This is a genomic window from Paraglaciecola sp. IT1134 (assembly GCF_058068185.1).
In genome coordinates, this window is sequence record NZ_CM176486.1 from 625,606 (window position 1) to 638,601 (window position 12,996).

The 12,996-nt window shown below is 42.0% G+C and carries 14 protein-coding genes and 3 pseudogenes; 13 read left to right on the plus strand and 4 right to left on the minus strand.

Annotated elements, in window-relative coordinates; all coding sequences use genetic code 11:
• Nucleotides 1-887 precede the first annotated feature (887 nt).
• The 3 genes from ltrA to AC3RV5_RS02870 all read left to right on the plus strand — a co-directional run bounded on the left by ltrA (nt 888) and on the right by AC3RV5_RS02870 (nt 3,817).
• Nucleotides 888-2,177, plus strand: coding sequence for a group II intron reverse transcriptase/maturase (ltrA, locus tag AC3RV5_RS02860; protein WP_489730469.1), 1,290 nt, complete (start codon nt 888-890; stop codon nt 2,175-2,177).
• Nucleotides 2,178-2,416: 239 nt separating this feature from the next.
• Complete coding sequence (locus tag AC3RV5_RS02865) at nt 2,417-3,277, plus strand: TolB-like translocation protein (protein WP_489730482.1); 861 nt, start codon at nt 2,417-2,419, stop codon at nt 3,275-3,277.
• An 84-nt stretch (nt 3,278-3,361) separates the two neighbouring features.
• Nucleotides 3,362-3,817, plus strand: a complete 456-nt coding sequence (locus AC3RV5_RS02870; protein WP_489730483.1) for a hypothetical protein — start codon at nt 3,362-3,364, stop codon at nt 3,815-3,817.
• A 386-nt stretch (nt 3,818-4,203) separates the two neighbouring features.
• On the opposite strand, the pseudogene AC3RV5_RS02875 reads toward AC3RV5_RS02870, so the two are convergent.
• Nucleotides 4,204-4,335 (minus strand): annotated as a pseudogene (locus tag AC3RV5_RS02875) (IS110 family transposase); the annotation flags it as partial.
• 106 nt (nt 4,336-4,441) lie between these two features.
• On the opposite strand from AC3RV5_RS02875, the gene istA reads away from it, so the two are divergent.
• Nucleotides 4,442-5,461: an IS21 family transposase gene (gene istA, locus AC3RV5_RS02880; protein WP_489732082.1), complete on the plus strand. Its 1,020-nt coding sequence runs from the start codon at nt 4,442-4,444 to the stop codon at nt 5,459-5,461.
• Complete coding sequence (istB, locus tag AC3RV5_RS02885) at nt 5,458-6,237, plus strand: IS21-like element helper ATPase IstB (protein WP_489728457.1); 780 nt, start codon at nt 5,458-5,460, stop codon at nt 6,235-6,237. Before istA ends, istB begins: the two co-directional genes overlap by 4 nt.
• A gap of 82 nt (nt 6,238-6,319) precedes the next feature.
• Here the strand turns inward: istB and AC3RV5_RS02890 are convergent.
• Nucleotides 6,320-7,342 (minus strand): annotated as a pseudogene (locus tag AC3RV5_RS02890) (IS110 family RNA-guided transposase); the annotation flags it as partial.
• Nucleotides 7,343-7,514: 172 nt separating this feature from the next.
• On the opposite strand from AC3RV5_RS02890, the gene AC3RV5_RS02895 reads away from it, so the two are divergent.
• From AC3RV5_RS02895 to AC3RV5_RS02925, 7 genes and pseudogenes are all read left to right on the plus strand, one after another.
• Nucleotides 7,515-8,090, plus strand: a complete 576-nt coding sequence (locus tag AC3RV5_RS02895; protein WP_489730484.1) for a dihydrofolate reductase family protein — start codon at nt 7,515-7,517, stop codon at nt 8,088-8,090.
• Between the two features lie 113 nt (nt 8,091-8,203).
• Nucleotides 8,204-8,698, plus strand: a complete 495-nt coding sequence (locus tag AC3RV5_RS02900) for a nuclear transport factor 2 family protein (protein ID WP_489730485.1) — start codon at nt 8,204-8,206, stop codon at nt 8,696-8,698.
• A 55-nt stretch (nt 8,699-8,753) separates the two neighbouring features.
• Nucleotides 8,754-9,431 carry a class I SAM-dependent methyltransferase gene (locus AC3RV5_RS02905; protein WP_489730486.1) on the plus strand — a complete coding sequence of 226 codons (678 nt, stop codon included), beginning with the start codon at nt 8,754-8,756 and terminating at the stop codon, nt 9,429-9,431.
• A gap of 71 nt (nt 9,432-9,502) precedes the next feature.
• A complete protein-coding gene (locus AC3RV5_RS02910; RefSeq protein WP_489730487.1) occupies nt 9,503-9,874 on the plus strand; it encodes a hypothetical protein in 372 nt (123 codons plus the stop codon).
• Between the two features lie 52 nt (nt 9,875-9,926).
• Entirely contained in the window at nt 9,927-10,238 is a 312-nt protein-coding gene (locus AC3RV5_RS02915) for a hypothetical protein (RefSeq protein ID WP_489730488.1), read from the plus strand.
• A complete protein-coding gene (locus AC3RV5_RS02920; RefSeq protein WP_489730489.1) occupies nt 10,211-10,762 on the plus strand; it encodes an MBL fold metallo-hydrolase in 552 nt (183 codons plus the stop codon). Before AC3RV5_RS02915 ends, AC3RV5_RS02920 begins: the two co-directional genes overlap by 28 nt.
• A 312-nt stretch (nt 10,763-11,074) precedes the next feature.
• A pseudogene (locus tag AC3RV5_RS02925) lies at nt 11,075-11,265 on the plus strand (TrmH family RNA methyltransferase); the annotation flags it as partial.
• A gap of 77 nt (nt 11,266-11,342) precedes the next feature.
• Here the strand turns inward: AC3RV5_RS02925 and AC3RV5_RS02930 are convergent.
• A complete protein-coding gene (locus AC3RV5_RS02930; RefSeq protein ID WP_489730490.1) occupies nt 11,343-11,699 on the minus strand; it encodes a hypothetical protein in 357 nt (118 codons plus the stop codon).
• A gap of 115 nt (nt 11,700-11,814) precedes the next feature.
• On the opposite strand from AC3RV5_RS02930, the gene AC3RV5_RS02935 reads away from it, so the two are divergent.
• Nucleotides 11,815-12,705, plus strand: coding sequence for a LysR substrate-binding domain-containing protein (locus AC3RV5_RS02935; RefSeq protein WP_489730491.1), 891 nt, complete (start codon nt 11,815-11,817; stop codon nt 12,703-12,705).
• Between the two features lie 34 nt (nt 12,706-12,739).
• Here AC3RV5_RS02935 and AC3RV5_RS02940 read toward each other — a convergent pair whose 3' ends face one another.
• A complete protein-coding gene (locus AC3RV5_RS02940; RefSeq protein ID WP_489730492.1) occupies nt 12,740-12,946 on the minus strand; it encodes a hypothetical protein in 207 nt (68 codons plus the stop codon).
• Nucleotides 12,947-12,996: the final 50 nt, after the last annotated feature.

Here is a 12,996-nt window from a genome sequence, read left to right on the forward strand (position 1 = left end):
TTGTGCCAACTCACCTTCAGCCTACGCCTCATATGATGTTCTTGTTCATCAGCTCGCAGATTTGCGTCCGGCTTCCTTCAGACCAAACCTCGCGGAGGCCGGCTCACGGTTTGGCCCTTGCCATTCGCTAGTAGTTAACGTTTAATAACAGTAAGTTAAGTAAACGGTGATCTTCCTACAGAGGACTTTCATCCGGGGCGGACTCCGCTCATTAGTTCATGCCCATGCTGGGCGTACACAAGTTTATTAAATATCGTTACGGCCAAAAAGCGGCCTTCACTGGACGCGCAGAAAACGCGCGCCATTTATAAAAAGCGTTAGTGCGTCAAGGAAGCTTGATGCATCTTGCAGGGTGTAAGTCCCTGTCGGGTAAGGTTTAGCCAGCCACCCGTATCGAGTCTTGCGCATTGCGCGGAGTCTGAGCAAAGGAAGTGCTTTGCTGTGTGAGGACACAATCAGATGAACAACCAATGTGAAGCGTAGACAGAGAATTATATAGGCCATAGGGAATACGTGTTCCTGAAGTGCTGGTATCGCTGGGATAATAAATAAAGTCCTGACTGACGAGGCTTGTAACGCCGTCGAAGTCCACGCAAAGCAACCATTATTCAAGATATTTGAAGCGGCAAGGTTGTGGCGAGTCAGTCCAGTTATCAAGCCGTGGCATGTATAAAGAGATGCATCAGGAACTTGAGAGAGCCAAAGGTGTTCCATAAGGAAATGGTAGGGTAGCTAAGCCACAAGCGAGGCCAACGATGACCCTTCGGCAGTCAGATCAGCCCGTAGTAGTCTGAGCAGGGGAAAGCCTTGTACATGGCGAAGGAGCTGACAGTTATATCAGGTGTTTAGCAGACACATAGGCCGGACAAAGTAGGGCTGGAACCACTATGACAACCGAACTAAACGCCATCACATTTAAATCACAAACCCATCCCCGCCACAGATTTCAGAGCCTATATGGATTGCTAGGTGACGATTTACTGTATCAAAGCTGGGAGCAACTGAATAAACGAGCCGCGCCAGGTGTTGATGGCATTACAGTGCCAACATACCAGCAGTCGCTTGTGGAAAACCTCACACGTTTACGTGTTGCACTGACAACCAAGTGTTATCGTGCGAATGACATTAAACGTGTCTTCATCCCAAAAAGTAATGGCAAGCAACGCCCATTAGGACTTCCAACGGTTGATGACAAGCTTGTGCAGCAAAGCGTAAGCCAGATACTGCAAAGTATCTGGGAAGCGGATTTCTTGCCAAACAGCTATGGATACCGACCGCAGAAAAGTGCTCATCAAGCGGTACACAGCTTGGCGTTAAATCTCCAGTTTAAAGGCTACGGTTATATTGTAGAGGCGGATATTAAAGGCTTCTTCGATAACATTGACCATGACTGGCTGATGATGATGCTCAAGCAGCGCATTGACGATAAAGCACTATTGAGCCTGATTGGACAATGGTTAAAAGCACGGATAAAAGCCCCCGATGGGACATACATCAAACCCCAACGTGGCTCACCTCAGGGCGGTATCATTAGCCCAGTGTTGGCTAATATCTATCTGCATTATGCATTGGATCTATGGTTTGAGAAGAAAGTAAAACCTCGCATGCGAGGCAGAGCCATGCTGATCCGCTACGCGGATGATTTTGTGTGCGCGTTTCAATATGCCAATGATGCAGAGCGATTTTACCGAGTGCTACCAAAACGGCTAAAGAAGTTCAAACTTGATACCGCGGCGGAAAAGACCAGTCTATTAAGATTTAGTCGATTCCAACCAAGTAGTAAGCGGCAGTTTGTCTTCTTGGGCTTTGCATTTTACTGGGGAGTGGATGTAAATGGTAAACCAAGACTACGGCGACGAACTGCAAGCAAAAAGCAGCAAACCAGCCTTAGCGAATTTTACCAGTTCATCAAATCCAAACGCTCGCAAAAGCTAGCGATGTGGTTGCCTCAATTAAAACGTAAACTGACAGGGTTTAGAAATTACTTCGGTCTGCCTGACAATAGCCGCAGTGTGAGCAAGTTGTACAACTATGTATTGCATAGTCTGTACAAATGGCTGAACAGACGCAGTGGTCGTCGGAGTTACAACTGGAGTAATTTTAAGAAGATGCTAGAGTATTTCCAAATACAGAAGCTACGAGTTAGCAAAAGAGTGATCAATGTTGACTGGTACTAAGATGGGCGTGATTTACACGCGTGAACATATAACTGAAGAGCCGGATGCGGTAATTCCGCACGTCCGGATCTGTGTGGGGTCGGCTCAGTAATGGGCCGCTCTACCACGATTATGCACCTAATAGGTTAATTATCGCCGTCAGAGAAAAATCATCTTAAAGTCATAAGGACGTCAGGTTTTTTAAAATCGGTTTGATTAAACTGACCACTTCTTTAATCATATTCAAATAAGGACATGTTATGAAGCATATTTGTATTTCAGTTATTTTACTACTTTCGGTTCTAACTATGAGTAGCAAAAGTCATAGTCAGGATACATTTTCAGCCCCTGTAGGCCCATATCTTGGGCAAAAGCCTCCAGGCTTAACTCCTGAAGTTTTCGCTCCTGGCATTATTTCGACAGAGCATCATGAATGGGGTGCTATCTTCTCACCCGACATGAAAGAGTTCTACTTTAGTAGGAGAAACAACAAAAGTGGAAAAGATTCGCACTTTGTTCTTAAATCCGAGAATAATCGATGGCACGAGTCAGAAGTGGAAGCTGGTGTGGGTGGGTCTATCTCTCCTGATGGTAAAACTATGTTTTTTGCAAACAACTATAGGGAGCGAACCGACGAGGGATGGTCAGAGTTTAAAAGCCTTGGTTCTGCGTTTGAAGATATCGACATCATGCGCCTTACGACTTCGTCCAAAGGCACTTATGTTCTTGATGAATACGCTAAAGATGGAAATTTTGTTCTTCGATATTCTCGACTGGTAAATGGTGAACGTGAAGCCCCGAAGCCACTTAGTAAAGAGATAAATACTGGAAAACAGAACGTCCACCCGTTCATTGCACCTGATGAGTCCTATATTTTGTGGGATAGTAAAAGAGATGATGGCTATGGTGGTAGTGATATCTACGTTAGTTTTCGTCAAGAAAACAACTCTTGGGGAACTGCCATTAACTTAGGTGATAAGATAAACACAAGTACCTCACAACGTGGAGGATACGTAACGCCAGATGGAAAATATCTTTTCTTTATGAGTCCTGCTAGCACAGGAAAAGGAGATATGTTCTGGGTGGATGCGCAAATTATTGAGACACTTAGACCCAAATGATGAATCATATAACAATCGCAGCAACAGCGACGTCAAAAGGCGGCGCGCCTTCTGCGGGCGTTATACAAAAAGAGGATTTTACATTTGAAGTTTATTCTAATTCTTGTTTTAGCTTTTATGTCTGGTTGTTCTGCTTTCTTTAGTGATATTCAGTTAGAAGAAAACTGCTTTTCTTCATATAATGTAAAGGCTGAGGAATTATTTAATCTCAATGATAATGAGGTTTTATATATTGAGCTATTGTACGGTAAGGGAGATAAGGACGTTTTCTACAAAAAGTACGATTTTAAAGGTTTCCTTCTATACCAACCTAAATTAATTCCAGCTGATACTATTATTGATCAGGCTGCACCAGTACTTTTTACAGGTAATGTTATTAAAATGTGGCCTAGTTGGGATGAATATTATATTGGTGGCGGCAAAAAACATTTAAGTTTTGAGATCATAATACAGAATGAAAAATACATATTTATGGGTCATCTAATGCCCACGGATTTTATCGAATCGATGCCTGTCCGATGTAATTTCGATAGCATGTAAGTGTATAACAAGCCAATTATTCCGACCTCAACTCGCTGCGCTCGTTTTGCCGGCATATTGGGTCGTTGGTATGACTCCCCACGTCAAGTAAAACAAGCGGTATCCTGCTTCTTTTTTAAAGCCTTTTGTCTTTTACAATAAATTGAGTTAACCCATTGAGTGAAGCAAGTAAATTCGTCGGTTGTCCTGCTGATATCCGTGGATTATTCACCTTTCGATGAACAGCGCCTACCTTACTTATTCCGTCGTGACCGGTGACCGGCGCAGACCTGTCTTCAGTCTATGTTCGTGGTTCAATAATGTGTGAACACTATTGCCATCCTAACGCCCTCGGTGGTTGTGCCACAGCCGATGCTTGACCCAACACGCTAACTCAAACGCTTTTCTCATGCAGGCACCCTTGATAAGCGTAATTTGGGGTTAACCTGCGGTAACACGACTTCTCGTGATATAGCCCAGATATAGGCAATCATCTCACGGGCAATGGCAGTCACGACCACATTGTAATGCTTACCTTTGTTGTCACCGGCAATGTAAAACTGACCCACTAACGGTAATTTAAAACTGACCCACCTGAGGCACAATTGCCACTGATTCTGAAAATGAAGAGGCGGCGTGAATGCAATGTTAGATCAGGAGTCATTAGTGGATATACATGTGTTACATAGACAAGGTTGCAGTATTCGAAGTATTAGCCGTCAACTAGGCATATCTCGTAATACGGTGAGAAGTTATTTACGAGATTTGGCTAGGTCGTCAGACTATGGACCTCGCGCAGCAAGGCCATCTATATTGGATGCGTTTAAACCTTATCTTCGAGAAAGAATAGACGCCGCCAAGCCGCACTGGATACCGGCAATTGTTCTGTTTCGAGAGCTTCAAACGCAAGGGTATGAAGGACAAGATGGACTAGTGAAGATCTATGTTCGTCAGTTCAAGCCCGCAACCCAAGATCCTGTGGTTCGTTTTGAAACGGCACCAGGTCAACAAATGCAAGTTGACTTTACGACGATCAAGCGTGGCAGAAACAAACTAAAAGGCTTTGTCGCTACATTAGGATACAGTCGAGCTAGTTATGTTTGTTTCAGCGAATATGAAAAGCTAGAAGACTGGTTAGCGGGTATTGAAGGTGCACTAAATTACTTTGGTGGTGTACCCAAGGAAATCCTGTTTGATAATGCCAAATGCATCATGATTGAACGAGATGCTTATGGTGATGGCAAACATCGTTGGAACAGCAAGCTCCTACAACTCTCCGCTGACTACGGCTTTAGATTACGCGCATGCCGCCCATATCGGGCTAAAACCAAGGGTAAAGTAGAACGCTTTAATGGTTATTTAAAACACAGTTTTATCACGCCTCTGGCTGCCACAATGAAACAAGCAGGACTGGAACTGGACGTCGACATTGCTAATGGTCAAATCGGTCAGTGGCTGCATGATGTCGCACATCAGCGCATTCACGGCACAACTAAACAGAAACCAGAAGTCTTGTTAATAAAAGAGAAATTGGTGCTAAGTGAATTACCAACAACACCGATAGTAGCCAATATCATTGCACCGATAACTCGACATGCTTTACCGATTGAAAGCTTCCAACATCCGTTGAGCACTTACGACCAACTCATTGAGGTGGCGCTATGAACTTGCAAATGGACAGAATATACGGTGCTTGTGAAGCACTTAAACTCGATACGATGGCCGTTGAATGGTCTGCGATAGCTGATACGACAGCGGGAACCGATAATACCTTAGCGGACTTCCTTGAGCAGCTGTTGAATGTGGAGCTTGATGCTAGAGCGCAGCGAACACGCGAGACGCTATTGAAGTTTGCTGGTTTACCGGCCATAAAACGCTTCGACGAATATGACTTCAAATTCGCAACCGGCGCTCCGAAAAAACAATTACAGGAATTAACGGGGCTGAGCTTCATCGAACGAGCGGAAAACCTTGTACTGCTTGGGCCAAGTGGCGTTGGTAAAAGCCATTTAGCCTTAAGCTATGCTTACCAAGCAATACAAAAACGGATAAAAGTACGTTTCATTACCGCTGCCGATTTAATGCTTCAACTGGCTACGGCAAAGAAACAAGATCGCCTTGAAAACTATATAAAGCGCAGTGTACTTGGACCAAAGTTGTTGGTAATTGACGAAATCGGTTACTTACCTTTCGGACGAGAAGAAGCCAATCTTTTCTTTAATGTGATAGCGAAACGATATGAATATGGCAGCGTCATTGTTACGAGCAACTTACCATTCTCACAATGGTCAACGGCATTTGCAGATGATCAAACACTTACCGCTGCACTATTAGATCGATTGCTTCATCATGCTCATATCATACAAATATCTGGCAATAGCTATCGATTAAAAGGAAAGAAAACAGCAGGAATAACTCCTGCAATTACAGAAACCAAATAAAGTAAAAAACGCTAAGGGTGGGTCAATTTTACTTTACCGATTTTAGCAGTTTAGTGGGTCAGTTTTACGTTGCCGTTGACATGTGCATCAATCGCTGGTAGCGACGACATAAGCGAAGCTGAGCTTGCCATGCGATATCGGTAATGATTTTAGGTAAACCTTCTTGTCGTTTTTGCAGTTCGGTAGAGATATTGGCGTTATAGCGATAGCTATGTGCGCCTTCAATTAATAATCGTCTGGCTCGGCCATTACCACATTTGGTAATGCCGCCTAATTTTCGTTTACCACCACTAGAGTGTTCACTCGATACCAGCCCGACATAACTCATGAGTTTTCTGGGATGGTCGAAGCGGTTTAAATCCCCTAATTCGGCCACCACACCAGTGGCAACCAGTAAACGCACACCCCGCATGGCTTGTACGGCTTTTACAACAGGGTAATAGCGCCAGCGTTGTACTTGATTGACTAATTCATTATCCAGTCGTTCTAAGCGTTGTATGCGCTCGGTAATCGTTTGGATACATTCTTGCAAAACAATTTGTTGGGCCGGATGAGGTAAAATTAATTCAGTTAGCCACCGTAAATGAGGGGCTGACCAATTGTCTTTGATTTTGCAGTTAATGTCGTTGCGCAGCAGCATAGCCTTAAGTTGGTACTTGGCGTCTTTCAAATCCTTCATCGCGACTTCCCGAGAACGAGACAAATCTCGTACCGCTTCATCTTCCGGCTCAGGGACATAGATAGGTGTGAGGTCTTCAGACTTAAGTAACTTAGCCAACTTCATGGCGTCACGTTTATCGGTTTTAACTTTATCGCCTGGTTTTTTAGGGATAAGTGATGGGGCAACCACATAACAGCAATGGCCCAAACTGGTGAGCAAACGATAAATCCAGTAACCGCAAGGCCCTGCTTCATAGACAAAATGCAAGGTGGCATCGGGATATTTAGATTCAAACTGACGGGCTAATTTTGTTATCGCTAACTTGCTTGTGGGTTGACGCCCATGATGGATCGGCTCGGCACCTCGTTGGTCTTCAATGTAGGCCACTTCAACAAATTCTTTATGCGTATCTAAGCCAATAAAAAGTATGTTATGTTTATTCATGCTGATCTCCTTTTGATAGTTTCTTTAACAAAACTATTATGGCTCTGGCCGGGCCACGTTGGCTTTTAGCTAATCCACGAATATTGGAGATCAGCACCTAAAGAAGCTGGCTCGTGGGGAGTCATTATGTCTATACGGTAATAGGTATACCCATTTTACTGGAGTAAATACATTGAGAAATTTAGCGATATTAATATTCCAAACTCTTGACGGTGTGATGCAAGCTCCTGGTGCTTCATCGGAAGGCTTTCCCGAGGGTGGTTGGGCTAATGATTGCTGGGCTGAAGTTATGGAACAGGTTGGTCGAGAGGCAATGGCTGAGAATTATGATGTTTTGTTGGGGCGTAATACTTACAATACTTTCATTTCAAGTTTTTCCGATGCTGCACCAGGTAATCCAGTCGCGGATAAACTCAACCAGGCAAAAAAGTATGTCGTAACATCGGATACAAATGATCTCTCTTGGAAAAATTCGGTAAAAATCAACAGCCAAGATGTAGCTGGAGAAATATTAAAGCTAAAGCAAGAAGATGGCCCTTTACTACAAGTTCATGGAAGTTGGCAGCTAATTCAACTCCTGCTTTCTAATCAGCTTATTGACGAATTTCGGATTTGGACTTTCCCAGTAGTAGTTGGTGAAGGTAAACGCTTGTTTGCTGACGGAGCCGTTCCGACTAAATTTCAGCTAACTCAGTTTGAAACTAGCCCATCAGGTGTACTCATGCACTTCTATAAAAGGGCTGTTTGAGTGGCGTATAACAAAAATGTCAATTTGACTTCGTTACGCTTCGCTTCTCTCAGCAAATTACATTGGCGTTATATGCATGTACATTCTGACTGCAGTTGATATAGGGGAAATATATGAGTACTGGAATAATATCGATTAAAGCCTTACTTTTTGGGATTTTCACGCTTATTTTAGTCGGTGAACTTAATGCGAAAGAAAGCGCAGGGACTGCTTTAGAGGAATCTAACCTAAAGAAGGCTCTGTATTGTATGGAAATACTTGAAAATCGCCCCGATCTTGAGCCTTCGCGTCGGATAGATATTTTGCGTAATGAATGCTATAGCGAAAACTTTATTGAGCATGCACCGCACATAGAGGATGGGCGAGATGCGTTATTAAGCTTGATTGCAAGCCGATATAAGAAGTATCCAGAACTTTCAATGTCTATTAAACGAACCGCTTCCGAAGGTGATCTTGTTTGGCTCCATCTTCACGTCAAACACAGGCCTGACTCCATTGGTGGTGCCAGCATCCATATATTTCGAATGAAAGAGGGAGAAATTGTTGAGCATTGGGGAGTCGGGCAACCTGTTCCAAAGGAATCTAAAAATAATAATACAATGTTTTAGGTTAGTTTATGGGGGCGCATATAATAGACTGTTAGCTGTAAAAAGACATAAGAAAATGACTAAATATAGTGATCTGAAAATTATCGAATCATGGAAAACCAATGTAGCCCCTTGGGTTTCAGCCATTAGAAATAATGAAATTGAAAGCAGATTACTTATAACAAATAATGCAATAATTAATGCTGTAATTGAAAGTGAAGCAAAATCAGTTCTAGATGTTGGCTGTGGAGAGGGCTGGCTAGTTAGAGAATTAGAAACATTAGGCATATTTTCATTAGGCGTTGATGTTGTTCCTGAATTTATAGATTCAGCTCTAGAAGAAGGTAACGGTAGGTTTAAAACCATTCCCTACGAAAATTTATCGTACGAAACACTAAATGAAAAATTTGATGTGGTTGTTTGTAATTTTTCTTTACTTGGTAAAGAATCAGTTATCGATTTTTTTGAAAACATACCTTTCTTACTTAATGAAGGTGGTTCATTTATAATTCAAACAATTCATCCAGTAGTTGGCTGTGGTGATAGAGAATACAAAGATGGCTGGCGAGAGGGTTCATGGGTCGGTTTCAGTGACAAATTCAAAGACCCTGCACCTTGGTATTTCAGAACGCTAGAAACATGGAAGCAATTATTTATTACCAATGGGTTTACCCCTAAAAAAATAATTGAACCTTTTAATCAAAAAACACAGACTCCTGCATCTATAATATTTGTCGGAGTAAAAAACAGCTAACAAAACGTTAAACCGGATCGGCGCAAAAAAACGCCTTCCGGTTAACTCGGCGTTATGTGTTTAGAGGTGTCGTGTTTAAATCTGAAGTGATATATGTCCAAGTTAATCAAAATAGTTTTGACAGTTGGAATTTAACATTGGGGAAAAGGGATAATTTTTCTTCCGATAAAAATTTCTCACCAAACAGACTAGCTATCTCTGATTTTGAGGTTGCTGGTGATCTTTTGAGTAGGGCTACTGAATATTCTAAATGGAAGTACTTCCTAAAACCTAAGCCTACTTTAATAATGCATCAACGCTACAATAGCGACGATTTATCTCCTGTAGAGGTACGGATATTACAAAAACTATCCTTAATGGCGGGTTCTAGGGAAACTTTTATTTGGCAAGGTGCTGAATTGTCAGAAAAAGACATTAAGCTAGGTGTTTATAAAAACACATAATAAGAGACTATGGCTTCAATTAAATTTAAATGAATAGGTTTACTCACAAAATATGAATTCGATAAAAGTAGTCGTTATTTTCCTTTGTTTTTTTGCGTCCATTGTTTGGGCTAATCAAGCAGCCAATAGTAGTAATATAAAATTATATGCAATAGATTGTGGATCTTATGACGTTTCTGACATCAAAGATCTCTCAGGTAGCGGTGTGTACGACGGTCAAAAACTAAAAATGGTTAATCCTTGTTTCTTAATTCAGCATCCTAAAGGTGATTTACTTTGGGATACTGGCCATATAGATACTCTGGCTGATAATTCTGAAGGGGAAGTTAGTGGGGTTTGGCATGCAAAATTAAAAAAAAACTGATTGAACAACTTGGACAGTTGGGGCTTAAACCAACGGATATTGAGTATTTATCACTTTCTCATGTTCACCCTGATCACGCTGGAAATGCCAATAAATTTATTAAATCAACTTTTATTGTTAATGAGTTAGAGCAAAAATATATGTTTTCTGAACCCGCTAGAACATATTTTGGGGCATATTATTTGGCGCTTGAAAAAACGAAAACCATTTCATTTAAAAATGAATATGATGTTTTTGGTGACGGAAATGTAGTCATTAAATCCATGCCGGGGCATACTCTTGGAAGTTCTGCTCTGTTGGTTAAGCTGCATGATGCAGGCAATGTTTTATTATCTGGCGATTTGTATGTTCATGCACGAGGTAGACAATTAAAAACTATGCATCAATATAATGATATTCAATTAACAACTGCATCAAGAAAAAAATTTGAAGCTCTAGCAATAAAAGAAAATGCAAAAGTGATAATTCAACATGAAAAACAAGATTTTGATTTATTACCAAAATTCCCTAAATTTCTTGATTAAGTAAGCATCAGCTGTAATGAAAAAGTGAAGCTAAAACGGCGTTAACGTTTGCTTTGAGTGAAAACACGTTCGAAAAAAAGAATATCCACAATATCTCATGATTACTCAAAGTAGCTTTACTGCTCGCATTTTTTTAGACCGCTTTGTGCTCATTACCGTCGTACAAGAATTTAGTTTTATCGTAAAAAGAATCGAGTGCTGGAATACAAAACTCTGTACATTAAAAGGACGAGTTATGAAATATATTGTTTTAGCTTTAGTCGTTGTATTGGCGATATTCTACGTCACTAGAAGTGGGAACCGCTGGTGAGGTATGAGTGTAAATTGACTGGCCCCATGGGCACTGGTAATGGGCGCGAAAAGCAAGGGCATGCGCCGCCTTACTCGTGAACATTGCGATGAGCTTACGCAAACTGCCCATGGCTGGCTCGGTATCTAGTCTCAATGTGTCTGTGGCCACTGGTGTGTACTTGTTTGAGATAGTCCGTCAGCGTTTAAGCTAAACATCATTGAAGATCTAATATAATCAGCTGATCCGAATTAACTGGATCAGCTGGTTTACTAAACATCCTGTATTGCCCTAGTAAGTTGTGGCGAGGATCTGTTTTGCGAGAACTCTGTCCAGACAGGACTTAAGGGGGCGTTTGTCAAATTTCTTCTTACTCACCCTACGCATTTCAGTTTTCCAGCTCTGTCCATTACCAGCAATTTCTGTTGAACATTGCACTTGATTATCAGCTTGCTGTGAATAGCGGATTTTGACCGACGCAATACGCTCAATCAAAGGTCCATAAGGGTATCCTTCCTGAGTATATAATTTGGCGTCATTGTTAACTTCAGCTAAACTGAATGGCGCATAGCTTATTACTGCCACAAAGGCTAACAGAGCGATTGTGTTTGCAAGAGTTTTCTTGTTTGTATGGCTTAAATTAGACATATTCATTTCCTTTTTGTTGTGGGTGAGGTAATAAGATAGTGCTATAAGGACACGCCAACAAACGATGAAAACTATACATCGATTAACTAAATCTTATGTCAGATAGGGCCGTGATATGCACAAACTTCCCCCTCTTAATGCGTTGCGCTATTTTTTAGTGGCGGCCGACACCTTGAGTTTTAAGCAGGCTGCACAGAAACTTTATGTGACCCAGGCGGCTATCAGTCAACATATCCGAACTCTGGAGGCTCATCTTGGCAGGAAGCTGTTTATCAGAAGTAACAGAGAAGTGCAGTTGAGTGAAGATGGCAAGCGTATGCTGCCACATATTCGGGCAGGCTTTGAATCCCTCAGCAAGGGAGTGGCATTACTCCAGAAAGATCCCAGCCCCAATATCCTGAATATAACGGTTGTACAGTCCTTTGCGTCGCGCTGGCTGGTGCCAAAACTAGCTTCGTTTCAGGCCCAATTTCCCCATCTCAGTGTTCGCATTGATCCTTCGAATGTCCTGCTTGATTTTACTAACAGTGACCTCGACATCGCCATTCGTTTCGGAGCGGGAAATTATACTGATCTGGAAAGTCGCCATCTTATGGAGGATAAATTCTACCTTGTATGCCATCCCCGACTAGTAAAGGAGGGAATTTCAGTGGATAACTTGGACTTACTGCCCATGCTAGAGGAAAATAGTGGCGACTTTAGGCTCGCCTGGCAGGCATTTTTCGATAGTCATGGTCTACCAGGTGAAAAGTATCGACGGGTATTACAGGTGGAAGATTCAACCACCACAATAGTAGAAGCAGCTATTGCCGGGCAGGGAATGGCTATGGTGAGACATAGTCTGGTCTATCAGCAGGTAGAAAGGCAACAACTGGTGAAGTTGTTCGATTTCGAATATGTCAGCGACTATTCCTACTACCTGGTGGCACCTGCGCATCATTTCGAGCAGGAAAAAATACGCTGCTTTGAACGCTGGTTAAGGTCTGCTATGGCAGAGATCAATTAGGCTACGCGCTCGCTTAAATGATCATAGGCGTTCATTAAGTGAGCCAGAATATGCACATTGCCATACCACCTATTTGCGCATACACCTCTTGACCAGCAAAGGCGCTCGTTGAAACGATGGCTAATAAACTTGCAGCGGCTATTTTCTTAAACATATGATTTCTTTTTTTAAAAGTTAAATTATCTTGGATAACAACACAGCTACCAAAGGTTCGCCTGTTATTAAATATATTTTTGTACAATTTTCGATTTTCCCCTCCCTGTTCAGGATATAAATTAGCGAGAATAGAAC